The sequence below is a fragment of the Rhodococcus koreensis genome (assembly GCF_900105905.1).
GTDB lineage: Bacteria > Actinomycetota > Actinomycetes > Mycobacteriales > Mycobacteriaceae > Rhodococcus_F > Rhodococcus_F koreensis.
In genome coordinates this window covers 71,475-93,469 of record NZ_FNSV01000002.1, presented here as the reverse complement: position 1 = coordinate 93,469, position 21,995 = coordinate 71,475, and the positions used below count along the sequence as shown (strand labels likewise).

The window sequence follows — 21,995 nt, the reverse complement described above, 5'->3', positions numbered from 1 at the left end:
CCACGGCAGCGGCGGGTTCGGAATAGTCGAGGCATGGTGCGCCGGACCGGGAGAGTGCTGCCGCCGTGGTATCTCGCCCACGTCAACAGGGTGATCGTCGGCCTGCACCGGCTGGGGGTGCCGATGCCGATGCCGGCGCTCACCGTCCCGGGCCGGACGACGGGGGTGCCGCGGTCGACGCCGGTCTCGCCGTACGAGGTGGACGGCCACACCTACGTCGTCGCCGGGTACGCCGAATCGGATTGGGCGAAGAACGCCCGGGCGGCCGGGCGCGGGGAACTGACCCGCGGGCGCCACCGCGAGCGTGTTCGCCTGGTCGCGTTGCCGGTATCGGAGCGGGCCCGGATCCTTCGCGAGTTCCCGATCCGGGTGCCGCACGGGGTCACCATGTTCCTGAAGGCAGGGACGGTCGCGAACTCCTCTCCGGAGGCGTTCGCGGCCGCCGCCGACCGGTGCGAGGTGTTCCGCATCGAGCCGCTGGACTGACGGGGGTCACCGAACTTCGAGCGTCCCCACCATGTTCGGGTGGTAGGTGCAGTGGAAGGCGAAAGTGCCCGGCTGCCCGGGCACCGTGAACGTCGCGGTCGCACCCGGTTCGACCTCCACGTCGAACAGGTCGCCGGTGTCTGCGGTCACGGTGTGTTCGGCGGTGTCGTCGTTGCGGACGGTGACCTGCTCTCCCGGCGCGAACGTGCCGGGCAGCGTGTACTTGAAGTCGCTGATCACGATCTCCCGTGCACCCGCAGGCATGGACATCGGCATCGACGGCATGTCGGTCATCATGTGGTCCCCGCCGTGCTCCGATTCGGAGGAAGCGGACGAGTCGTCGCTGCCGTTTCCGCACGCGACCAGCGCGAAGGCGGCCAGTAGGATCGACAGGACAAGTGTCAGTACGCGTTTCATGGTGGTCGCCTCCGGGGTGCCGGTGGGAACGGATGCCCGACGCCCCGTTCCTCGCGGGAGTAGTACCCGTTTTCCCGGAAGACACCCCTCGAAGTGCGTGGTGACTCGTCAGCCGCCGTTCAACGCCTCCTGCGTCTCGAGGTTCACGACCGGGGTGCGGAGCGAGGCGACGGCGCCGGAGTAGAGGGAGGACTTGATTTCACCGAGCGTGCGCCCGCGCGTCGCGACGAGTCCCTGCGCGTGTGCGACGGCGTCGGCGAGCACCTGCTGTTCGGAGGCGACCTCGTCGACGAATCCGAGTTCCTTCGCCGCGATGCCGCCGTACCGCTGTCCGGTCACCAGGGCGGTGTGCACCGCCCGCGCGGGCAGGCGGGCTGCGAGCAGCGCGATGCTGCCGGGTGCGTAGCTCGCCCCGATGGTGATCCCCGGCAGGCAGAAGTAGCCGCGATCCTCCCGCATCACCCGGTGATCGTGGGCGGCCGCGAGGATGGCGCCGCCGCCGAAGGTGTGTCCGGTCAGCGCGGCCACGGTGGGCAGTGGAAAGGTGAGAATCCGCGCGAACAGGGCCTGCACACGGTCGATGTAGGAGTTCAGCTTGTCGGTGTTGGCGAGGACCCAGGCGGTGTCGAGACCGGTGGAGTAGAACTTTCCGACCGCGGTCGTCACCAGCGCGGCGGGGCCGTCGTGCTGCTCGACCCGATCGAGGAGTCCGTCGACACTCGCGATCCAGTCCGGGTGGAAGGCGTTCTCGCTGTCCCGTTCCCCTTCCTCCCCGAAGTACAGGACGAACACATCACCCGAGCGTTCCAAGTACGGCATGCGGCGAGGCTACCCGCAGACCGGCGCGCTGCGCCCCTCGAGCACCCACCGGTGGGTGAAGTTTCAACTGTTGCGGGGCCGGGTATGTCGATCGTCAAACAGCTGAGGCGGTGGACGATGAAGAGCGGAACAGGCATTGCCGACACCCGCACCGTTCGGGACTACATCCACACGGTGGCCAGGAGCGTTCACGCCGATTCCATCGACTGGTGGGACTGCGACGGATTCGACGCCGTCCTCGTGCTGCCGTTCCGGTTGCACTATCTGCCCGGTCGCAACGCGGTGCTCGCGTGGAACCGGACCTTCGGCTGGTCACTCGGCGTCGAAGGACTGGGCCGCCGCAGTGTCATCGTGATCGACGGCCTCGGCCTCGGCCGGATGCCGTCGCCCGCCGTGTGCGCAGAACGTGCGGTGGAGTTGATCGACGACTACTGCCGCTCCACACCGGCACTGCCGGGCGCGAACGGTCCCGGCCCCGCCGTACCGGCTGCCGCGGATCGCTGTCCCCGCATCGGCAACGCCGCCGCCGGTGGCGGACGGCGGGACAGAGTCGTCAAACGACCGTGACCGGGGGCGGCGGGGGCCACGACGACAACGTGGCCCACCCGCATTCCTCCGCGCAGGAGCAGCCGATCGTCGCCGCGGAGCAGGGCGCGGCACGCATCAGCACGGCGGCGCATCCGCTGGGCAAACCCGGCCCGCGGTTCGACCGCCGGTCTCCGTTCTTCATCGGCATGGCCGGGGCCGCCGGTGTCGCCGTCACGTACGCGCTGATCGAGGTCGTTCTCGCCGCCCGCGGGGTGCTGGTGCTCATCGCCGTCGCCGCCTTCCTCGCAATCGGTCTCGAACCGGCCGTGTCCTGGCTGGTGCGGCACGGATTTCCCCGATGGGCAGCCGTCACAACGGTTTTCGTCGTCGCGTTCGCGATACTGGCCGGTTTCCTTGCCGCGGCGATCCCGCCGATGGTGACGCAGGGCGGCGCTCTCGTCCACAACGCCCCCGACTACCTGGGCCACCTCGAGCAGCGTTACCCGGTGCTGGAGGAACTGAGCACCCGCTTCCATCTGCAGGACGAACTGCGCCGGGCGCTCGATGCGGGCAATGTGCCGGTGGTGCTCGGCGGGATCGTCGGCGCGGGCAAGTTCGTGTTCAGCGCCATCAGCGGCATGGTGATCGTGGTCGTACTCACCGCGTACTTCCTCGCCGACTTCGGGCACATCCGGGCCTCCCTGTACCGCCTGGCCCCGAACTCGCGGCGACCGCGCACGATTCTGATCGGTGACGAAATCTTCGCGAAGGTCGGCGGCTACGTGCTCGGCAACCTCCTGATCTCGCTGATCACCGCCGTCCTCACGTTCGTGTGGCTGGTCGCCTTCGACGTCCCCTACCCGCTGTTGCTGGCCGTCCTCGTCGCCGTGCTGGATCTGATTCCTGTGGTCGGTTCCACCCTCGCCGGTGTCGTGGTGGCCCTGGTCGCCCTGACCGTGTCGCTGCCGGTGTCGCTGGCGACCATCGTCTTCTTCATCGCCCTCCGCCTGTTCGAGGACTATCTCCTCGTTCCCCGCATCATCGGTAGAACCGTCAAGGTGCCCCCGATGGTCACCGTCGTCGCCGTCCTCATCGGCGGGGCACTGCTGGGCATCGTCGGGGCGCTGCTCGCGATTCCCGTCGCCGCCGCCGTCCTGCTCCTCGCCCGCGAGACGGTATTTCCGCAGCTCGATCGGGGTTGAGCAGGCGCGGCACGAAAACGGCCCTGTGGAAGAAGTTTCCATGTTCTGCTTACCCTGGAGACGTGGGATGCGCCGGGGCATGCTCGGGGTCGTGTCCCGAGCATGAGAAAGAGGCGCTGCATGTCGGTGATGAGTCCCACCGAGGCGATGTTCGTGCTGTTCGAAACACCCTCGCACCCCATGCACATGGGTGCGCTCGAACTGTTCGAACCGCCGCGCGAATCGGGACCAGATCACGCCCGGGTCATGTACGAGGCGCTGATCTCGCAGGAGGGTGCGTCCGACACGTTCCGCCGGCGCGCCGTCCGCCCCCTGCGGGGCGCCAGTTACCCGTGGTGGTCGTTCGACGACCGCATCGACCTCGGCTACCACGTGCGGCACACGGCGGTGCCGGGGCGGGGCCGCATGGAGGACCTGCTGTCGCTGGTGTCCCAGATGCACGGCATGCCGCTCGATCCGCAACACCCGATGTGGGAGATCCACGTCATCGAGGGGCTCGCGGACGGACGGACGGCCGTGTTCTCGAAGATCCACCTGTCGCTGATGGACGGACCGGCGGGGCTGCGGCTCCTCCACCACGCCCTGTCGACAGACCCCGACGCCCGCGACTGCCCCGCACCGTGGACACCCGGGGTGTCCGGCACGCCGCGGCGCGAATCCGCGCTGCCCGTCGCCGCGGTCCGGGCCGGGGTGCGGGCCGCCACCAGCATCGTCGGGGTGCTGCCCGCGCTCGCGAAAGTCGCGTACGACGGTGTCCGCGACCAGCATCTGACGCTTCCCCTGCAGTCACCGCCCACGATGCTCAACGTCCCCGTCGGCCGGGCCCGGAAACTCGCGGCCCGGTCGTGGCCGATCCGGCGTCTGGTGTCGGTGGCCGCCGCCGCCCGCACCACGATCAACGCGGTGGTGCTCGCGATGTGCTCGGGGGCGCTGCGTCACTATCTCGTCGAGCAGTACGCACTGCCCGAAGCGCCGTTGACTGCGATGCTGCCGGTCCCGCTCGACCTCGGCGGCACCATGATCGGACCACGCGGCCGCGACCACGGGGTCGGCGCGATGGTCGTCGGGCTGGCCACCGACGAAGCGGACCCGGCCGCCCGCCTCGCCCGCATCAGCGAATCGGTCGAGCACACCAACCGGGTGTTCGGGGCGCTGAGCCACACCCAGTTCCAGGTGATGAGCGCACTGGCGATCAGCCCGATCCTGCTCGAACCGGTCCGCCGGTTCGTCGACGACACTCCCCCGCCGTTCAACGTCATGATCTCCTACATGCCGGGCCCGTCGCGGCCGCGGTACTGGAACGGCGCGCGCCTGGACGCGGTGTACCCGGCGCCGACGGTCCTCGGGGGTCAGGCGCTGAGCATCACCCTCACCAGCCGGTCCGGTCAGCTCGACGTCGGGGTGGTCGGTGATCGGCACGCCGTCCCGCACCTCCAGCGGATCATCACGCACCTGGAGACGTCGCTGACCGATCTGGAGAACGCGGTCGCCGCGTCCGGCACCTGACCGCTACCCGGCCGGTTGCCGCAGGGACGTGCGATTGCGTTCCCAGCACCGGGTGACGTGGTCGCCGACCAGGTCGTCGAACGCGAGACACGCCGCGGCCCCCAGCAGGACGTCGTCGGCCGCCGCGGGCCGGGCGGCGACCAACCCGCCGGCGAGGTCCCGGCACACGATCTGTTCGTGCACGGAGTCGGCCTCCACGTGCTCGTCGAAGAACCGGGTGGCCGCCGTCCCGAACCCGAGCCGGCGCAGTCCCGCGGCGTATTTCTTGCTCGGCAACGCGGACGTGGTCTCCACCGCGCACAGGTGCCCCACCAGGGCGCCGAGACGACTGCGGTGGAGGCCGAACAGGGACAGCGCGTTCAGCGACGCCAGCGTCACGGCGGGCACCGCGTCGACGTAGTGCGCGTACGCGTCGGACAGTCCGAGTTCGCGCATCGTCGTCGCGAACAACGCCGAGTGCATGCGGTCGGGTCTGCCGCCGCCGTATTCGTCGGACTGCACCTCCACCAGCGCCGCCTTCGGTGCGCCCGCGAGCCGCGGAATGCCGAGCGTGTGCACGTCCGCCTCGCGCAGCTGGTTGAGGGAGCGGTGGATCAGCAGTTCCCGGAACTGGGTGAGATCCGCGTCATGGGCCATATACCCGGACAGTCCCGGCGCGGTGCTGGGTGCGGTCATCTCCCACAACGCCGCCACCACGTCGTCGACGCCCGTCGGCGGACCCGCGAGCACGCCGATCGCGGCGTCGAACGGCACCTCCAGCGCCGACCGGGCGGCGATCAGGTCGCTGTCCCACTCCCACCGGTCGTCGACCCCGGCGATCCCCTGCAGGTGCAGTTCGTACAGGGCAGTCAGGCAGATCTGCGCGTCCTCGTCGAACAGGAACGCACGCGGGTCACTCCGTTCCGCCGCGGCGAGAGCGCGCGCCGCCACCACGAACGGCTCGGCGTCGGCGGCGTCTCCGCGCAGAATGGGGAACAGGAGGCCGCTGACGGGACCGCGCGGCGCCGGACAGGGCATGGACGTTCCCGGTTGCGGCACCGTGCCCGACGCCGACCGAGAGTGCAAGGTGGTCATATGAACTCCATTCCCACATCCGGGGCCGGCGAATCCGACGTGACCATCACCGTCTGCCCCGACGGCCCGCTCCTGGTGCGTGGTGCGGCGCGGATCCTCGACACCGAAGGTAACCCGATCGGCGGCGATCGGGCCACCGTGGCGCTGTGCCGGTGCGGGCGGACGAGCATCGCCCCGTTCTGCGACAGTTCGCACAAGAAGCGTCGGCGCCGCACATAGAGCCGCCGCTGCCTGGCGAGAAACGCTGTGGCGCGGTCGAAAACAGAAACGGCGGAGTCCGGCGGCAATCCGATGCCGAAAAGCCTCCTGCCACCGTCGGCGGAATGAGGTAACGTCGGAGACCTGCACGGTTGAGCCCCCAGCCGCAATGGACGGGCACGGTTCCCGCGCCTCTCTGCCTGTCTCCTTCGTCGCTCGACCGTGAGGAAACAACATGAAATCCGTTCTCAGTGCGCCTCCGACACCCGACGACCCCGCCGCGAATACGCCGCTGTTCAGCTGGGCGGCCGAGCCGGAACACGGGCGGCTCGCCGTTGACAGCGCACCGGGCGCCGGCGGGATCCTGGTCGTCCGGATCTCCGGCGACATCGACGTCACCACCCTCCCATCGTTCGGGAGTCATCTCGAGGAAGCGATCGACGATCGGTTGCCGTTCGTGCTCGATCTCTCCGACGTCCAGTTTCTGTGTGCGTCGGCGCTGCCGATTCTGGAGATCATGTCCGCCCGCGCGCACCGGCTCACCGTGCCGTGGGCGGTCACCGGGAACAACGCTCTCCGCAGGCCGTTGACAGCGATGAACATGGCGGCGGTCATCCCGTTCTGCGCCGAGCTCGAGGACGCGTTCCGGCTGGTTGCCGGTGGAATGCAGCGGGGTGGGCGCTCGGCGTGACCGATTCCGCTCCGCACGGCACATCCGATTTCGTAGTGGTCGCCAACCGGCTGCCCGTGGACATGGAGACACTCGACGACGGAACGACACGCTGGAAGCGCAGCCCCGGAGGTCTCGTCACCGCCCTCGAGCCGATCCTGCTCGACCGGGAGCGCGGTTCCTGGGTGGGCTGGCCGGGGGTGCCCGACACGAAGGTCGAACCGATCGTCTCCGGTGGGATCGATCTGTACCCGGTGGAGTTGAGTTCGGACGAGGTGTCGCAGTACTACGAGGGCTTCTCGAACGCGACGCTGTGGCCGCTGTACCACGACGTGCTGGTGGCCCCGGTCTTCGACCGGGATTGGTGGCACACCTACCTGGAGGTGAATCGCCACTTCGCCGAGGAGACCGCGCGCACCGCGGCCGAGGGCGCCACCGTGTGGGTGCAGGACTATCAACTCCAGCTGGTGCCGTGCCTGCTCCGGGAGATGCGCCCCGATCTGACCATCGGATTCTTTCTGCACATCCCGTTCCCGCCGGTCGAGCTGTTCATGCAGCTGCCGTGGCGGAAAGAGATCATGGAGGGGCTTCTCGGGGCCGACCTCATCGGCTTCCATCTGCCCGGGGGCGCCCACAACTTCCTGTTCCTCGCCCGCAGGCTACTCGGACTCGACGCCACCGCGGCAGGCGTCGGCGTGCGCGGCGCGCTCGGCCGGGTGACGCTCGATGACCGTGTCGTCCAGGTCGGTGCGTTCCCCATCTCCGTCGACTCCCGGCAACTCGTCGAACAGGCCGCCGACCCTGCCGTCGTCGAACGGGCCGCGGAGATCCGCCGGGAGCTCGGAAACCCGCGGAAGATCCTCCTCGGCGTCGACCGGCTCGACTACACGAAGGGCATCGACCTGCGGTTGTCGGCGCTCGGCGAACTGCTCGACGAGGGTCGCCTCGACCCCTCCGACACCGTGATGGTGCAGCTCGCCACCCCGAGCCGTGAACGCGTCGACCACTACATGAAGATGCGCAGTTCCATCGAGGAGCAGGTCAGCCACATCAACGGCGATCACGGGCAGATCGGCCGTCCGGTGGTGCACTACCTCTACCAGCCGGTCGATCGCAGCGAGCTGATCGCGCTGTTCCTCGCCGCGGACATCATGCTCGTCACCCCGATGCGCGACGGAATGAATCTCGTGGCGAAGGAATACGTCGCCTGCCGGGCCGACCTGGGCGGTGCGCTGGTGCTCAGCGAATTCGCGGGTGCCGCCGCCGAACTCCGGGGCGCCTACCTGGTGAACCCGCACGACCTCGACGGCATGAAGAACACGATCGTGGCCGCACTCGGCCAGGAGCGGGAGCAAGGACGGCGCCGCATGTCGCGGCTGCACCGGCAGGTGCTCGATCACGACGTGCACCGGTGGGCGCAGTCCTTCCTCGGTGCCGTGGCCCCGGTCACCACCGACTGATCACCGTCACACAGGCCTCACTCCGGATTCGTCGTCACCGATTCGACGATGCGGCGCGCCACCTCCGCCAACTTCACGTGCTCCTGCTGCGACTGCGCGACGAGAATCTCGAACGCCTGGTCCGCGGACACACCCCGCAGCGCCATCACGATCCCCTTGGCCTGCTCGATGACGGCGCGGCTCTTCATGGCCCGCGTGAGGCCCGTCACCTCGTTCCTGGCCAACTCCACGCTGCGCGCGCTCCTGAGCAACCCCTCGATCGCCGTGGTGTAGACGAGGAGCACCACGGCGTCGAGTTCACTGAACCCGTGATCGCCCTGCCCGTAGATGTTGAGGGTCCCGGCGAGGGCCTCGTCGACGGCGAGCGGCGCGGACAGGAAACTGCGCATGCCGGCCTGGTCGAGGTTGTCGGCGAGGGACGGCCACCGCGTCGCGGCCTCCCCGAGTCTCGCCTTGACGACCTTCCGTGTGCCCGCGACACCGAAGTAGTCGCCATCGATGGCCTGGAAGTTCTCGATGTCGATCTGCCGGACCGCCTGGTCCGTGAAGGCGACGGTCTCCACGTGTCCGTCGCGCAGCAACGAAATTCCGGCCATGTCGGCGCCGGCGATCGCGTCCACCACCTGCTCGCAGACCCGTTGCAGCAGCAGGCCCATCTCCACCTGTGAGCCGGAGTTCCGATTGAACTCGTCCAACACGGTTGCCAACGAGCCCAATTGGGCGGCGATCGTCGCCCCGTCGAGATCAGGGGACATCGACTCAGGGCGCTCACCCGCAGTCTCGGCCATTCTCGGATACACCTCGGATTCCGGGTGTAACCGACAGGACACCCACTGAACGAACGCAGCAGTTGTCTCTACCGTCGAGAAGACTTTACTCGACCCGGGAACCGACTTCGTCCACCGATCCCGTCGCCGGGCGCGGCCGGTTCACCGGAAGCGGTCGAACGAGCCGATACGGTCCGCTCAGCCGCCGCCCAACTGCTCCCGCAGCGCGGACAGGGTGCGTGCCAGGATCCGCGAGACCTGCATCTGTGAGACGCCCACGCGCTGGGCGATTTCCGTCTGGGTCATCGATCCGAAGAAGCGCAACATCAGTACTCGCCGTTCGAGCGGCGGAAGTTTCTCCAGCGCCGGCCGCACCGAGGCGTGACTCTCCACGTTCGCGAGCTCCGGGTCCTCTTCGCCGAGTGTCTCGGCGAGGGGAAGGTCGTCGGGGTCATCTCCCATGGCCGCATCCATCGACAAGGTTTGGTAGGCGTTCTTCGCGAGCAGGCCCTCGGACACTTCCCGGACGTCGAGTTCGAGTTCGGCGGCGATCTCACTGGCCGACGGTGACCGCCCCAGTTCCTGCGACAGCTCGTCGACGGCCTTGGCAATCAACGCGTGAAGTTCCTGCATGCGCCGGGGCACCCGCATCGACCACCCGGTGTCGCGGAAGTACCGGCGAACCTCACCCATGATCGTGGGCACCGCGTAGGACACGAAGTCGAAGCCGCGGTCCGGATCGAAGCGGTCGACCGCCTTCACCAGCCCGAGCCGGGCGACCTGCAGCAGGTCCTCGTGCGCCTCGCCGCGACCGCCGAACCGGCGGGCGATGTGATCGGCCAGCGGAAGGCACCGTGTGATGATCTCGTCGCGCAGCGCGGACGCCTCCCCCGACGACTCCTCCAGGGTTCGCAGACGCGCCACCGCGGGCGCCACGTCCTTGTAGTCGTCTCTGCCGGGACGGTGCCGTTCGCTGCGTTCCGAAACCGGTGACACTAGATGGTGCCCCGGTATTTGACCAGTTCCACCGCCACGGTCCGCTCGACGGACCCGTTACCGACGGGTCCCTCCGACACCGACACCGCATTCATCAACGTCTCGAGCACGTGCCAACCGAAACTCTCCCGGTTGGGCACCCCGCGTCGAGCGAGGGGTGCACTGATCGTCACGTGCAACCCGGTTTCGGTCACCGCGAAGGAGCACGTCAGTTCGGCACCTCCCGGCGTCGCCGCGATCAGTTCCGAACACACCTCGTCCACGGCGAGTTTGATATCGGCGACGTCGTCGAGCGTGAAGTCACCCAGAACGGCGAGCGTTTCCGCCACGGCGCGCACCACGGGCAATTGTTCGAACTCCGCCGCCACACGAAGTTCCACGGGCACACCGGATCTCGTTTTCATTCGTCTAACCTCGTCGACCTCGGCCATCTGCACTCCACGTCTGTGTCGTCGGTTTCTGCGACTCTCGGCAGCGTACCCAGCTGCCGCGGCCCTCAACCCGCCGGCGAACGAAAGTGCGAACGTGTCCCGAATGTGTCCTGACGTGTGGTTCGACGAACCCGATTCGGTGGGTCTCAGGCGATCCGGACGTCGCGTGCCTGGTTGCCGGTGTCGGTGCGGCAGACGGTGAAGCTGACGCGCTGCCCGTCCACGAGGATGCGGTGACCGTCTCCAGCGATTTCGGAGACGTGGACGAAGACGTCGTCGGATCCGTCGGCCGGGGCGAGGAACCCGAAACCCTGTTCGGCGTTGAACCATCGCACCGTGCCGGTCTGCAGGTCCGTCGACGGGCGGGCAGGCAGTGTGTCGCCGGCGCTCATCGTGCCGCCCTCCGATCGGCCAGGCCGCGGAGCGCGGCGCCGCCCCCCAGGCTCGCAATGAGCAGAACCACAAGCAGAGCCACGTTGAGCATTGCTCCTCCTCGGCATGCACACTTTCGACCCCCTGGCCGAATCAACCCGAAAATAGTGGGTCTCTTTCGAGTACGGGGCGGTTCGGGCCGAGCGTTTGCACAATCGTGATCTGGCGGACGCAACGCATCCACGCCCGACACCACAGAAGATCTGATTTGCCAGACATAGATTTTGTAGTACGGTCGAAGCGTCGGAACTTCAGCGATCGAGTCGAGAACGCGTGGCGACACGAACAGAAGTCGCCGGCGAGGTCAGGGCCCGTGATTCGAGACCTTCCGTCACGGGTAGGCGGTGAGTTCACCACGCGCCTCCCCGACTCGCAGGCGACCGAAACGGGGCATCCACCCCCGGGGTTCCGCAGGCAGTCAGTAAGCGAAAGAGAGGACCGAGAATGTCGAAGTTCACCGTGCCAGGTCTTTCCGACGATCAGGGAGCGCAAGTCGCCGACATCCTGCAGAAGCGGCTCAGCGCGTACAACGATCTTCATCTGACGCTCAAGCACATTCACTGGAATGTGGTGGGTCCGAACTTCATCGGCGTGCACGAGATGATCGACCCGCAGGTGGAATTGGTGCGCGGCTACGCAGACGCGGTCGCCGAGCGCATCGCCGCCCTGGGGAAGTCGCCCGACGGCACACCGGCCGCCATCACCCGCGACCGCACGTGGGACGACTACTCGGTGCACCGCGACACGGCGCAGGCGCACCTCGGTGCCCTCGACCTCGTGTACAGCGGCGTCGTCGAAGACAACCGCAAGGCGATCGCCGAAACGGGCGAACTCGACCCGATCACCGAGGACCTCCTCATCGGCCAGACCGGCGAACTCGAGAAGTTCCAGTGGTTCGTGCGCGCCCACCTCGAGAACTCCGGCGGCAGCCTCTCCACCAACGGTGCGCACTCCGAGAAGCAGGCCGCCTCGCAAGCGCGGTGAGTACGGACCGACCATCCCACTACCGAAAGGTGACGAACATGGCTGAGAACAACAGCGGACCGGCAGAGGCCGTCAAGGGCGTCGTCGAAGACGTCAAGGGCAAAGCGAAGGAAGCCGCGGGAGCGGTGTCCGGCCAGGACGACCTCACCCGCGAGGGCAAGGCGCAGCAGGACAAAGCCGCCGCTCAGCGCGAGGCAGCCGCGAAGGAAGCCGAAGCAGAGAAGGCACGCTGCAAGGCCGAGGCGCAGGAAGCACGCCAGCGCGCCGAACAGTGACACGTTTGCGGGCCGGAACCCTACCGGCCCGCAACGGGCGTCTCCTCTCCGAGTGGCACCGGCGACCGCCGGATGACACTCACCCCCGAAAGGACTGATACGTGCTAGGACTGGGAATTCTGGGCTGGATCATCATCGGCGGTCTCGCCGGGTGGATCGGCAGCAAGATCATGAAGACCGACGCCCAGATGGGGATCATCCTCAACATCGTCGTCGGAGTCGTCGGCGGACTCCTCGGCGGCTTCATCCTCAGCCTCTTCGGCAGAGACGTCGAAGGCGGCGGTCTCTGGTTCAGCTTCTTCACCTGCCTCCTCGGCGCGGTGATACTCCTGTTCCTGGTCAAACTCGTGACCGGGCGACGTTAGACGCTCGCATTCCGGAACCGGGCCTGCCCATCACACGATGGGCAGGCCCGGTCTCTTCGTCGCCGCCGCTGCCGCGCTGGTGATGTTCTGCGGACTCTGGGGTTTCGCCGCAGTCCTGCAGTCGCGGCATCGGTGAGCCTCGCGTTTTGGTCTCACCGCTTTCGGGTAGGCGAAGCGGGGTCAGCGGAAGGAGAGGGTGATCGTGTCCGAGAGCACGCACGACGAGAAGGACGAGCCGAAAGGCGGGCGCCCGGGCCCAGCCGATCGCGGCAAGGACGGCGGCATGGCCACGAGAGAGAACGCGCCCGAGTTGACGGAGGACTCCGCCGACGCCGAGAACGACTGACCATCTGGCACTGCCGCTGACCGATCAGGAGGGGCATTGACCGATCCGAAGGCAGACCTCCACGACTACCTCCAGGCCGCGCGCGACGCGCTGCTGTGGAAGCTGGACGGATTGTCCGAGTACGACATCCGCCGACCGTTGACCGCAACCGGCACGAACCTGCTGGGGCTGGTCAAACACCTGACCGGCGTCGAGATCGGCTACTTCGGGGAGCCCTTCGGCCGATCCGCAGACTTCCCACCGTGGGTGACCGACGACACCGAAGACAATGTGGACATGTGGGCGATGGCTGACGAGTCACGCGACTATGTCGTCGGCCTGTACCGCCGGGCGTGGGAGTACACGGACGCCACCGTCCGGACGCTGCCGCTCGACGCGCCCGGACGGATACCGCACTGGCCCGAAGACCGCCGCGACGTCACACTGCATTGGATTCTCGTGCACGGGATCGCCGAAACTCACCGGCACGCGGGCCACGCCGACATCGTCCGCGAACTCGTCGACGGAACCGCCGGGCTGAGGGCGGACAACGACAACCTGCCTACAGCAGAGCGCACATGGTGGGAGAACTACAGGTCCCGCGTCGAACGGGCGGCACGGGAAGCCGGCCGAGATTGACGGCTTTCACCCCGCCGCCGGTTGCGCAGTCGTCGTGGTGACGACCGGCGTGGTGGTGGTCACCGACTCCGCTGCGGTGGTCGTCGTGGGTTCCGCCGTGGTCGCCACTGCGGACGATTCCGAGACGGCCTGCGGCACAGACGGCGACGTCGTGGTTACTGCGGCCACCTCCACGGCGGTCGTGGGTTCCGGCGATGCCGTGGAGGCGACCGTCGTAGGTGCCGGTGAGCTGGTGGTCGTCGTGGTTGCACTCACCGTGTTGCCGGCCGGCGCGGACTTCTTCGCGGCGGACGTTGTGGTGGGTGCAACCTGCACCGCTTCTGCGTCCTTCGTCGAGGCGGCCGCGAGTTTCGCTGTCGACTGCTGCGGCGCAGCCGTGCGCGCCTCGCCCTTCTCCGCTTCCTGCGCAAGGTGCGTCAGCCAGGCCGCTGCGTACTGGGCAGACGTCAGCGGTTTCCCGTTTCCGGCGTTCGCGTCACGCCAGTAGTCGAAGTGGTGGCCGGTCCCCTCCCCCAGCGTCTGCTGGTACGGATCACTCATCGCCACCTGGATCGTGTTCTGGTTGTCCGCGATGAACCCGATGATTTCGTTCCGCACCTTCGCGGGCAGGTAGACGAGGTCGACCGCCTGGTTGGACGAGATCGGACCGGCCGGCGTGTCGGACTGCGCCGCAACGGGATCGGCGGGCTTGTAGGCCGGATCCGACACCTTGACCAACACGTCGAGGAACGTCTCGTCGGACTGCATCCAATTGTCCTGCGACTGGATGTCCGCGAACGCGGCGAGAGCGATCTGCCCGATCACCACCGCGAGATCCTGTCCCGTCGCCGGGGTCAGCCCCTCCTTCTGCAACGCGTCGACATTCAACTGGCGTCCCACGTTGATCGCGAGTTGCAGCAGCGCAATGTTCTCGGGAGCGGAGCAGGTCAGATCGCCTTCCGAGCAGAACGATGCCACCTTGCCGTCCAACGCCCCGAAACTGCCGGACGTCCCGGGCAGAGCACCTCGCCCGGGTGTGCCGGTCTGACCTGACTGGTAGGCGAGATCGAAGCCGTCGGGATTACGGAATTCGTTCTCGGCGCCCGGAAATGCTCCTTCGCCGAGATTGCGGCCGGCATCCGCCAGGATGACGACGCCGACAACGGAAGTGGGATCGAGAATTTCGTACGAGCCGTCCTGGCCGTCCTGGTTCCCGACTTCCATCGCAACGCGTCTCGCGACGTCGGCGCCTTCGCTGTAGCCGACGATCGAGAACTTCGTGTCGGGGCACGACGCGTGAATGGAACGCATGACGGTTTCGGTGTTGTCGACGCCGGCGTTCACGGCGTCCTCGTAGGAGTTCATGTTCGCCGGGTACTCGATGTACACCGCGGCGTAGGAGCCTCCGCCGACGGATTGCTGCGGCGCGTTCACCACCTCATCGATCCAGGGACTGGTGTAGTTGCTGGAGTAGGACGCGGGAAGCGGAGTGCCGTCCGGTGCCACGAGCATCTGGTGGGTCCCCGGCCTCGGACTGTCGCCACGGCCGGCCACGGCGATGCTGACCATGTCGTAGCACGCATTCGAGGCCGCTGCGGTCAAGGCTGTCGCCGTCGTGGCGGGTGACCCTGGGTTCGACCATGGTGTCGCGAGCAGTGCCGCCAGTCCCAGTGCACCAGGGGCGACCAGACTGCCTGCGATCCTCCGTCGATGCGCGACCTTGCGTGCTGAAACGCGACGTTTCATGGTCTACCCCATCCGTTCGTGGCGCGTGCCGAACACCCGAATAGGTGTCAACGCGTTAACAGACAAGTCGCGCAACGCCGCAGCGGTGTTACACGGTGCGCCGGCAGAGTCGCTTCATGACGCTCGCAGATGCGCGATGAGGATCGCCTCGATCTCCGACCGTCGCGCCGCGGACGGGAGGCGTGGGGCCGCGGACCGGTAATGGTGCCCCGTCGGAGTGCCGAGGTCGAAGAGATGCGTTCGGCCATGCCTCCTGACGGGGCGCGCGGTCCAGCCGTCGCCCTCCTTCGCGTAATTGCACGCCGCGCACAAACCCGCCCCATTATGTGCCGTGGTGGCCCCCTTCTTGCGGCGCGAGAGAATGTGATCGTGATGGCGGATCGGCGCATCACACCACGGGGTGCGGCACGTCCGGTCCCGGAGATCGATCAACTTCGCAAGACCCTTCGGAAACGAACGCGACTGCGCTTCCATCGCCGTCAACGACCCCGACAACGGACACGAGTACACGTTTCGTAAGGTCACCGCGGTATCACTATTAAGGGCGTCGGCGACCAGTTGCCGGGCGATCCCCGCCGGCACCGGCCCGAACCCCGCCAGATCCGCCGCCTCACTCTCACTCGCCAATAGGGCCTCGTCGGATATCACCAAGTTCACCGCCACCGGCACCCCCGATGCCACCGATGCCCCGGTGCCGCGGTCGAACAACAGATCCGCCATCACCTGATTCCGAGTGCGGCCACCGCTGTCCCCGGTCGCGATGAGACTGTCCGCGTCGCGCCCCAATGTGGCATGTAGGCACACGGCCTGTTCCATCGGCATCAGCACACTCAGATACGCCATCGAATCCGGCGCCGGCCGCGTCGTGACCCGCCGCTCCGAGACCGCCTTGCGGTACCGGGCCACGACCGCGGCCGCGTCGAGTTCCACCGCGAGCGTCCTCGCCTTCGCGACCAGGCCGCGGTCCCCGACCCCGTCGAGAATGTTCGGGTCCGAACACAACCGGTGGTCGACGATCTTCCGGTCCGCCGCCGACAGACCGGCTGTTTCCCCCACCAGGAGGGTGGCACGCCACTCGTTCAACCGGCCCGACCGCAACAACGCCAACGTGTGCGGCATCTCGTGCACCACCGCCCGAGCGAACCCCAGATGCCGGCCGCCGCGGTTCGGGGATTCCCTGCGCGCCAACGCAATCTGTGAGGCGATACCGCGGTCCCACTCCGTCCGCGGCAACCGCCGGGCCTTGCGGTCCTCCCGCATGCACGTGGCGACATCATCGGCGACCACCGCCTGCACCGCGCACCCCACCGACTTCAGCGCCTCCACCGCGTCGAGCCACTCGATCCCCAACCCCGCCTCACCACACGGCCCGACGCACCGTAACCGTGCCGTGAATGCCCGCAACTCCTCCAGATCCGGTGCCACCACGTCCCCCACGACCAGCCTCCCCCGAGGTTATTCGAATATACGTTCGATAGTAACCCATCGGCCGCAGCGCCGGCAATAGTCGAACCGGGTCGGTCCCAGGTCGGCGACCGTCGGCTCGATCCACCGGCGGGTGTCGCCGTTCTGGCAGAATTGTGCGGACGTCGCTCGAACTGCGGCGCCCGGTTCACGCCGCGTTGTTGCACCTCGGGAGGCGAGTCATGCCGAATGATCCTTCGGGGACGGCACGTATGGGAGGCGACAGTCCCAGCGTCGTCTTCGCGAAGTTGGCAGAGATGGTGTACAACGGCGACGACTTCGATCACGTCTACCGGGCCATCTGCGATGCCGCGGCGACTCTGGTCCCCGGGTGTGCGCATGCCAGCCTCATGCTGAAGCAGGATGATCGTCATATCACCGTGGCGGCGAGCGACGAGGTCGCAGCACACGTCGACTCACTCGAGCGAGCCGAGCAGGAAGGACCCTGCCTCGACGCGATCGAGAATGACGCACCGCAGGTAGAAACCGAACTCGCGAGTTCGAAGCAATGGCCGCGGCTCGCCCGGCGGACTATTGCCGAGACGCCCGTCCGAGGCGCCGCAGGGTTCCGGCTCATGATCCGTGGACGGAAGGTCGGCGCACTCAACCTGTTTGCGGACAACCCCGGAGAACTCACCGACGAATCGATCGACCAGGCGATTCTGATCACGGCGTTCGCGGCGGTGACGTTGACAGCGCTCCATGAACACCAGGAAGCGCAGACGCTTCGCGACGGCCTTGCCAGCAACCGCGAGATCGGGAAAGCCATCGGGCTGTTGATGGCCTTCCACGACATTTCGGAGGACCGGGCTTTCGATCTGTTGCGCAAGACGTCGCAGGACATGAACATCAAGCTCACCGGCGTCGCGCGGGAAGTCATCGCGCATCACAATTCGAAGTTCGACTGAGGTCGGAATGTGTCGACAATCGGTTGATGCCGACCTGGGCAGAGCCGTAGTGTTGATCGCGCGTGGTTGAGAACACAGCCGCAGATTGTTTGGAGGCCGCAGCAGTGCGCGGTAGACGGATTTGCGCGCACTACCAAGCCGCTGTGATCCTCCTGCCAGTGCGCTCCTTCCGCCGATAGCGCACTGGGACCGACAGGGTGCACGCGATCGGAGGGTCATGAAGACATCACGCACGTCATTCCACGCCACTCCCCCGTCTGCGTCTCCGCCCATCCATTGCTCACTGGATATGCCCACCCACGAACGCGGGCTGCGCATGACCGTCGAATTCGCACCGTACGCAGACGCCACCGTGGGACGAATCTCGGGCGACATCGATGTGCTCGCCGCACCGTCCTTCGCGCTTGCTCTCGCACATCTGACCGACGGAGGCTCATTCTCACGGGTCGTCGTCGACATGACCGCGGTCGACTTCGTCGGGACGTCGGGACTGTCAATTCTGTCCGAGTTCGCGGAATCTGCTCGGCGGCAGCATATTACGTGGGCCTTAGCGGGGAATCGGGCGGTCTTGCGCCCCATCGAGGCCATCGGGCTGAGCGCGACCATTCCCACGTGCAGCACGGTTCACGACGCGTTCGACAGAGTGGAGAAGGCCGCGCACAGGTGATCGGAGCCGGGCGATGCCGTCGCACATCACCCTGAAACGACGCTCCTTTTCCACGCGATCTGGGGCTCTACCGGACGATTCCGGCGCACTGTCCGACCTCGCCCCGCAGGGCCGGGTCGCGGAACTGGCAGCCGCCCGCATGCGGGTCTCCCTCGACTCCACAACTTCGCGACGAAGTGCGTGGCGAAAGTTCGCGAGAACCGGCGTCGGCCCTACTCCGCCCGAACTGCAATCGACTCGTGCTCGTCGTCCTCGCGGAACATCGCTTCGATGCGGTTCTTGATCTCCGCCGTGCTCATCGAGCCTCGAGAAGGGGCGAAGCCACGATTGCGAGCCGAGGTGGGCGTGAAGGTGTTCATTGCCAGTGCTTTCTGTCTTCCGCGGCGGCGAGAGCCGCGGGGTGGTCGAAGGGGTGCGTCCGCGATGCGGACAACGGTCAGATCAAGAGCGCGGCGAGTGCTACGGCAGCGAGCACTGACAGGGAAGTGGCCACCGCGACGAGAACGGAGCCCGTCACGACGATGGCGGGCGCGGTCGCTGTCGCGGCCGAGACGGAAGCGATGTATGCGGTCGGGCGCAGTGTGTGCCGGGTCGACGGCTCCTCGGCGGAGGGCGGCGACATCGTGTGCAGATCGTGCTGTTGCACCGTGGTGCGGGTCATGTGCTGGCGTACCCCGTAATAGCGATCGAGTGACCTGAGTCACAAACTTACGAGTACGTTGTACATCACAACCGGCCTCTCGCGCCAGTGGCTGCCATCCCAATCGCCTCGATTGCGCTCCCCCGTCGCCGCCGGCGTCACTCCAGCCACACCAGCGATCCACGCGACGCGCTGTGGACTCGGCAGTGGTATCGACGGACGGCCACCCGACCTGTGCGCCCCCGCCCTGTGTGTCGTTGCTGGATGTGAACGTGGTTGATCGGATCCGGAAGTTGGGGTTTGTGGTGACGCCCCGAAATGCCACTACCTCGCAGAAAGGCGGTCACACGTTCGCGTCAGAACCAGCCTTTGCGCTTCGCCCAGACGAGCAGTGCCCCGGACATGGCGAGCATGACGAGCACGATCACGGCGACGGAGGGCCATTGCGTCCGTTCGTTCACGATCACGTTCATGCCGATGATCGAGGACAGGGCGGTAATTGGCAGCGTGACAGCCGCGATGACGGCGAGGCGTTCCGCGGCGACGGTCATCTTGGTGTTGGTGCGGGCCTGGTAGAACTCGATCGTGCCCTGGAGGTAATCCTTCTGTCCCCTGGCCATCACGGTCAGGTGCTGGAACTGATCGACCGCATCGAGCAGGAGGTCCTGCCCCTTGCCGGCGCCGAACGCCTCGATGGTGACCATCCTGCCGTACACCTCCCCGCTCAACGCGGCCATGGTGCCGACCGTCAGCAGACCGTGCCGGACCCGGAACATCTCGTCGAGAAACGTCTCCGGATCACCGAGGTGCCCGCCGGTGACCTGCTGCTCGAGCTTCCACACGTCCTTGGTCAGTTCTGCGGTGTAAGCCCGCATCCGTGCCGTCAATGCGGCGAGGAGGGCGAACGACAACTCGAATGCCGTGCCGGGCCGCAACTTGCCCGACTCCAGTCGGCCCAGCACCACATTCACCTCGACCATCGCCGTCGAGGGATCGATCGCCGGATTCACGGGGCCGTGCACTGTCACCAGGTAGCGGGTACCGATGAACTGGTCCAGTTCGACGTAGTGCACGTGCCCGTGTGCGCCCGACTGCGGCGCGTGCAGAACCACGAAGAAGTGGTCCACATACCTGTGCACCTTCGGAACCTGATTGCGGTGCTCCGAATCGCGCACGGCGAGAGGATGAAAACCGAAAACTGTGGTCAACGCGTCGTGTGCCTGTTCGTCCCAGGTCGGGATGTCCACCCAGACCAATCCGTCGGGCCGGTCGAGCAACTGTTTCAACTCGGTCGCCGCACACGAACGCACACCGTCCTCGAAGATGAAGCGGACGTCCATTTCGGCCTCCTCGCCCTGACGCACCGTCACCACTGTCTTAGCACCCACAGCTGCCCGGTTCGGGAGACCCGGTGAATCCGGTCTCCGGAGAGGGGAAACTGTGGAAATGACTGACGACAGGACTGCACTGATCGTGGTGGATGCGGCGAACGTCGTCGGCTCGCGGCCCGACGGCTGGTGGCGTAATCGTGCCGGTGCGGCCCGGCGATTGCTCGTCCAACTGGGCGCCCTGGACCAGCATCTGGACCCACCGGCCGAGGTGGTGGTCGTGATCGAGGGTGCGGCGAAGGCCGCGGTTGCCGGGGAGCAGGATCGGGAATTCGACGGTCTGCGGGTGGTGTCGGCGGACGGTTCGGGCGATGACGCGATCGTCGACGTTGTGGCCGCCGAGAAAGACGGCGACCGGGCGATGACCGTCGTTACCGCCGACCGTGGGCTCCGGGCCCGAGTCGAGGCACTCGGGGCCGTCACGGTCGGCCCGCGGTGGCTCTTTGCCCGCATCGACGGAGAGAGTTCCTGACCGTCGTCGGCCAGGGCGGCGTGGGCTGCGTTGTGTCCACACATCCCGTGGACACCGCCGCCCGGGTGGGCGGTGGAACTGGCCAGGTACAGCCGGTCGATCGACGTGTAGGGCCCGGACGAACCAGGGGTCGGACGGAAGACGAGCTGCTGATACAACTGGGCGGTGCCGCCGTTGACGGCCCCACCGTGCAGGTTCGCGTTGCTCGCCTCGAGGTCGCGGGGACGCTGCACGTTGCGCCCGACCACGCGCTCCGCGAATCCCGGCGCGTGCGATTCGAGCATCGCGTCCGCTCGGTGCGCCGGCAGCTCCGCCGATTCGTCGTCGGCAATCCCCCGCGGCAGATGCGTATAGGCCCAGGCACTTTCGATTCCTTCCGGGGAACGGCTGGGGTCCGACGTCGTCATCTGACCGAACAGCAGGAACGGGCGTTCCGGGACGACCCCCGTCGTCGCCGGCGCCCAGATGGACTGTTCCGGCGGATTCGAGGTTCCGGGACGGCCACGGAATCTTGCGGTCGAGTGCGTAGTTCACCTTCACGACGGGGGTGTCCCATTCGAACTTCTCGAGGTCACCTCTTCGCCGCAGCAGACTCGAGCGCCGTCTCGCCCGCTCCGTCATCGCGGCGGAGAGTGTGCCGGCACCACCGACATGACGTCAGGGGTTCGTATTTCGCTCGGCGAGGAACGAAAGTCGGCGCAGGCATTCGAGATTGCGTGGGAGCACCGCCAGGTCCTGCGCCATCCGCGGAACCCAGGACAACGGGACGGAGGCCGCCACCTCCGACATCTGGAGGTGGCAACCGGATCCACGCGGCTCCAGCCGCAGCCGCACGATCGCTTTCGTGGGGGTCACCTGCGCCAGCAGTCGGAGTTCACGGTTCTCTTCGGCGAGGAGCACCTCGGTGGAGTCGTCGATCAGTGCGGGCCAGGCACCGACGGAATGGTGCAGGCGGCTTCCCACCGCGGGCCAGTCCGCGGAGACGGCACGCATCCGGGACGCGCCGACCACCCACGACGGGTACAGCCACCCGTTGGCGAGGACGGACCACACATCCGAAGCCGACGCCGACGTGTCGCGATGTGCCTCGATGACGACCACTCCCTCGAATCGGTACCTGACGACTCTCCGCGCTTACCCTCCCCGACCGCATCGAA

28 protein-coding genes and 1 pseudogene are annotated in these 21,995 nt (G+C 67.1%); 15 read left to right on the top strand and 14 right to left on the bottom strand.

The genetic code is table 11. The features are described from left to right. The first annotated feature begins 33 nt into the window (after positions 1 to 33). Positions 34 to 486: a nitroreductase/quinone reductase family protein gene (locus BLV94_RS01200; RefSeq protein ID WP_072946245.1), complete on the top strand. Its 453-nt coding sequence runs from the start codon at positions 34 to 36 to the stop codon at positions 484 to 486. A 6-nt stretch (positions 487 to 492) separates the two neighbouring features. On the opposite strand, the gene BLV94_RS01195 is transcribed toward BLV94_RS01200, so the two are convergent. Both BLV94_RS01195 and BLV94_RS01190 read right to left on the bottom strand, forming a co-directional pair. After that, entirely contained in the window at positions 493 to 903 is a 411-nt protein-coding gene (locus BLV94_RS01195) for a cupredoxin domain-containing protein (protein WP_072946244.1), read from the bottom strand. Between the two features lie 108 nt (positions 904 to 1,011). Continuing rightward, complete coding sequence (locus tag BLV94_RS01190) at positions 1,012 to 1,722, bottom strand: enoyl-CoA hydratase/isomerase family protein (protein WP_072946243.1); 711 nt, start codon at positions 1,720 to 1,722, stop codon at positions 1,012 to 1,014. A gap of 117 nt (positions 1,723 to 1,839) precedes the next feature. On the opposite strand from BLV94_RS01190, the gene BLV94_RS01185 reads away from it, so the two are divergent. The 3 genes from BLV94_RS01185 (at position 1,840) to BLV94_RS01175 (ending at position 4,958) form a co-directional block, all read left to right on the top strand. Then, positions 1,840 to 2,289: a DUF6292 family protein gene (locus tag BLV94_RS01185; RefSeq protein WP_072946242.1), complete on the top strand. Its 450-nt coding sequence runs from the start codon at positions 1,840 to 1,842 to the stop codon at positions 2,287 to 2,289. Then, complete coding sequence (locus tag BLV94_RS01180) at positions 2,286 to 3,452, top strand: AI-2E family transporter (RefSeq protein ID WP_072946241.1); 1,167 nt, start codon at positions 2,286 to 2,288, stop codon at positions 3,450 to 3,452. The genes BLV94_RS01185 and BLV94_RS01180 overlap by 4 nt, the downstream gene beginning before the upstream one ends. 120 nt (positions 3,453 to 3,572) lie before the next feature. Then, positions 3,573 to 4,958: a WS/DGAT/MGAT family O-acyltransferase gene (locus tag BLV94_RS01175; protein WP_072946240.1), complete on the top strand. Its 1,386-nt coding sequence runs from the start codon at positions 3,573 to 3,575 to the stop codon at positions 4,956 to 4,958. A 3-nt stretch (positions 4,959 to 4,961) separates the two neighbouring features. Here the strand turns inward: BLV94_RS01175 and BLV94_RS01170 are convergent, their stop codons facing one another. Next, complete coding sequence (locus tag BLV94_RS01170) at positions 4,962 to 6,032, bottom strand: iron-containing redox enzyme family protein (RefSeq protein ID WP_095864163.1); 1,071 nt, start codon at positions 6,030 to 6,032, stop codon at positions 4,962 to 4,964. Between BLV94_RS01170 and BLV94_RS01165 the strand changes: the two genes are divergently transcribed. The 3 genes from BLV94_RS01165 to BLV94_RS01155 all read left to right on the top strand — a co-directional run bounded on the left by BLV94_RS01165 (position 6,033) and on the right by BLV94_RS01155 (position 8,360). Continuing rightward, the gene (locus BLV94_RS01165) at positions 6,033 to 6,251 is read left to right on the top strand and encodes a CDGSH iron-sulfur domain-containing protein (RefSeq protein ID WP_072946239.1); all 219 of its coding nucleotides are present in this window, start codon (positions 6,033 to 6,035) and stop codon (positions 6,249 to 6,251) included. Positions 6,252 to 6,465: 214 nt separating this feature from the next. Then, positions 6,466 to 6,921 (top strand): STAS domain-containing protein, encoded by a 456-nt coding sequence (locus BLV94_RS01160; RefSeq protein ID WP_072946238.1) that lies wholly within the window; start codon positions 6,466 to 6,468, stop codon positions 6,919 to 6,921. Next, complete coding sequence (locus tag BLV94_RS01155) at positions 6,918 to 8,360, top strand: alpha,alpha-trehalose-phosphate synthase (UDP-forming) (RefSeq protein ID WP_072946237.1); 1,443 nt, start codon at positions 6,918 to 6,920, stop codon at positions 8,358 to 8,360. Before BLV94_RS01160 ends, BLV94_RS01155 begins: the two co-directional genes overlap by 4 nt. 17 nt (positions 8,361 to 8,377) lie before the next feature. On the opposite strand, the gene BLV94_RS01150 is transcribed toward BLV94_RS01155, so the two are convergent. The 4 genes from BLV94_RS01150 to BLV94_RS01135 all read right to left on the bottom strand — a co-directional run bounded on the left by BLV94_RS01150 (position 8,378) and on the right by BLV94_RS01135 (position 10,946). Further along, on the bottom strand, positions 8,378 to 9,148 hold the full coding sequence (locus BLV94_RS01150) for a GAF and ANTAR domain-containing protein (protein WP_072946236.1): 771 nt from the start codon (positions 9,146 to 9,148) through the stop codon (positions 8,378 to 8,380). Positions 9,149 to 9,325: 177 nt separating this feature from the next. Next, positions 9,326 to 10,123: a SigB/SigF/SigG family RNA polymerase sigma factor gene (locus BLV94_RS01145; RefSeq protein ID WP_072946235.1), complete on the bottom strand. Its 798-nt coding sequence runs from the start codon at positions 10,121 to 10,123 to the stop codon at positions 9,326 to 9,328. Then, positions 10,123 to 10,554 (bottom strand): ATP-binding protein, encoded by a 432-nt coding sequence (locus BLV94_RS01140; RefSeq protein ID WP_072946234.1) that lies wholly within the window; start codon positions 10,552 to 10,554, stop codon positions 10,123 to 10,125. Before BLV94_RS01140 ends, BLV94_RS01145 begins: the two co-directional genes overlap by 1 nt. 146 nt (positions 10,555 to 10,700) lie before the next feature. Beyond that, positions 10,701 to 10,946: a cold shock domain-containing protein gene (locus BLV94_RS01135; RefSeq protein WP_072946233.1), complete on the bottom strand. Its 246-nt coding sequence runs from the start codon at positions 10,944 to 10,946 to the stop codon at positions 10,701 to 10,703. A 484-nt stretch (positions 10,947 to 11,430) separates the two neighbouring features. Here BLV94_RS01135 and BLV94_RS01130 point away from each other — a divergent pair, with 484 nt between their 5' ends. The 5 genes from BLV94_RS01130 to BLV94_RS01115 all read left to right on the top strand — a co-directional run bounded on the left by BLV94_RS01130 (position 11,431) and on the right by BLV94_RS01115 (position 13,574). After that, on the top strand, positions 11,431 to 11,970 hold the full coding sequence (locus BLV94_RS01130) for a Dps family protein (protein WP_072946232.1): 540 nt from the start codon (positions 11,431 to 11,433) through the stop codon (positions 11,968 to 11,970). 38 nt (positions 11,971 to 12,008) lie between these two features. After that, positions 12,009 to 12,245, top strand: coding sequence for a microaggregate-binding protein 1 (mbp1, locus tag BLV94_RS01125; RefSeq protein ID WP_072946231.1), 237 nt, complete (start codon positions 12,009 to 12,011; stop codon positions 12,243 to 12,245). Positions 12,246 to 12,346: 101 nt separating this feature from the next. Continuing rightward, positions 12,347 to 12,610 (top strand): GlsB/YeaQ/YmgE family stress response membrane protein, encoded by a 264-nt coding sequence (locus tag BLV94_RS01120; protein WP_072946230.1) that lies wholly within the window; start codon positions 12,347 to 12,349, stop codon positions 12,608 to 12,610. Positions 12,611 to 12,812: 202 nt separating this feature from the next. After that, positions 12,813 to 12,956: a hypothetical protein gene (locus tag BLV94_RS49195; protein WP_167372089.1), complete on the top strand. Its 144-nt coding sequence runs from the start codon at positions 12,813 to 12,815 to the stop codon at positions 12,954 to 12,956. A gap of 36 nt (positions 12,957 to 12,992) precedes the next feature. Next, positions 12,993 to 13,574 carry a DinB family protein gene (locus BLV94_RS01115; RefSeq protein WP_072946229.1) on the top strand — a complete coding sequence of 194 codons (582 nt, stop codon included), beginning with the start codon at positions 12,993 to 12,995 and terminating at the stop codon, positions 13,572 to 13,574. 6 nt (positions 13,575 to 13,580) lie between these two features. Here the strand turns inward: BLV94_RS01115 and BLV94_RS01110 are convergent, their stop codons facing one another. Both BLV94_RS01110 and BLV94_RS01105 read right to left on the bottom strand, forming a co-directional pair. Next, positions 13,581 to 15,299, bottom strand: coding sequence for a cutinase family protein (locus tag BLV94_RS01110; RefSeq protein WP_072946228.1), 1,719 nt, complete (start codon positions 15,297 to 15,299; stop codon positions 13,581 to 13,583). A 114-nt stretch (positions 15,300 to 15,413) separates the two neighbouring features. Further along, the gene (locus tag BLV94_RS01105; protein WP_083395409.1) at positions 15,414 to 16,736 is read right to left on the bottom strand and encodes an HNH endonuclease; all 1,323 of its coding nucleotides are present in this window, start codon (positions 16,734 to 16,736) and stop codon (positions 15,414 to 15,416) included. Positions 16,737 to 16,945: 209 nt separating this feature from the next. Here BLV94_RS01105 and BLV94_RS01100 point away from each other — a divergent pair, with 209 nt between their 5' ends. Beyond that, complete coding sequence (locus BLV94_RS01100; protein ID WP_072946296.1) at positions 16,946 to 17,671, top strand: GAF and ANTAR domain-containing protein; 726 nt, start codon at positions 16,946 to 16,948, stop codon at positions 17,669 to 17,671. Positions 17,672 to 17,960: 289 nt separating this feature from the next. Next, positions 17,961 to 18,338: an STAS domain-containing protein gene (locus BLV94_RS01095; protein ID WP_241031212.1), complete on the top strand. Its 378-nt coding sequence runs from the start codon at positions 17,961 to 17,963 to the stop codon at positions 18,336 to 18,338. Positions 18,339 to 18,550: 212 nt separating this feature from the next. Here the strand turns inward: BLV94_RS01095 and BLV94_RS49190 are convergent, their stop codons facing one another. The 3 genes from BLV94_RS49190 to BLV94_RS01080 form a co-directional block, all read right to left on the bottom strand. Beyond that, a complete protein-coding gene (locus tag BLV94_RS49190; RefSeq protein WP_167372091.1) occupies positions 18,551 to 18,697 on the bottom strand; it encodes a hypothetical protein in 147 nt (48 codons plus the stop codon). A gap of 77 nt (positions 18,698 to 18,774) precedes the next feature. Continuing rightward, on the bottom strand, positions 18,775 to 18,999 hold the full coding sequence (locus BLV94_RS01085) for a hypothetical protein (protein WP_072946227.1): 225 nt from the start codon (positions 18,997 to 18,999) through the stop codon (positions 18,775 to 18,777). Between the two features lie 335 nt (positions 19,000 to 19,334). Continuing rightward, the gene (locus BLV94_RS01080; protein ID WP_072946294.1) at positions 19,335 to 20,318 is read right to left on the bottom strand and encodes a magnesium transporter CorA family protein; all 984 of its coding nucleotides are present in this window, start codon (positions 20,316 to 20,318) and stop codon (positions 19,335 to 19,337) included. A gap of 106 nt (positions 20,319 to 20,424) precedes the next feature. Between BLV94_RS01080 and BLV94_RS01075 the strand changes: the two genes are divergently transcribed. Further along, positions 20,425 to 20,838 carry a PIN domain-containing protein gene (locus BLV94_RS01075; protein WP_072946226.1) on the top strand — a complete coding sequence of 138 codons (414 nt, stop codon included), beginning with the start codon at positions 20,425 to 20,427 and terminating at the stop codon, positions 20,836 to 20,838. Here the strand turns inward: BLV94_RS01075 and BLV94_RS50175 are convergent. Beyond that, a pseudogene (locus BLV94_RS50175) lies at positions 20,835 to 21,489 on the bottom strand (phytoene desaturase family protein); the annotation flags it as partial. The gene BLV94_RS01075 and the pseudogene BLV94_RS50175 sit on opposite strands and share 4 nt — an antisense overlap. Before the next feature lie 6 nt (positions 21,490 to 21,495). Further along, a complete protein-coding gene (locus tag BLV94_RS01070; protein WP_072946225.1) occupies positions 21,496 to 21,939 on the bottom strand; it encodes an SRPBCC family protein in 444 nt (147 codons plus the stop codon). Between the last annotated feature and the right edge of the window lie 56 nt (positions 21,940 to 21,995).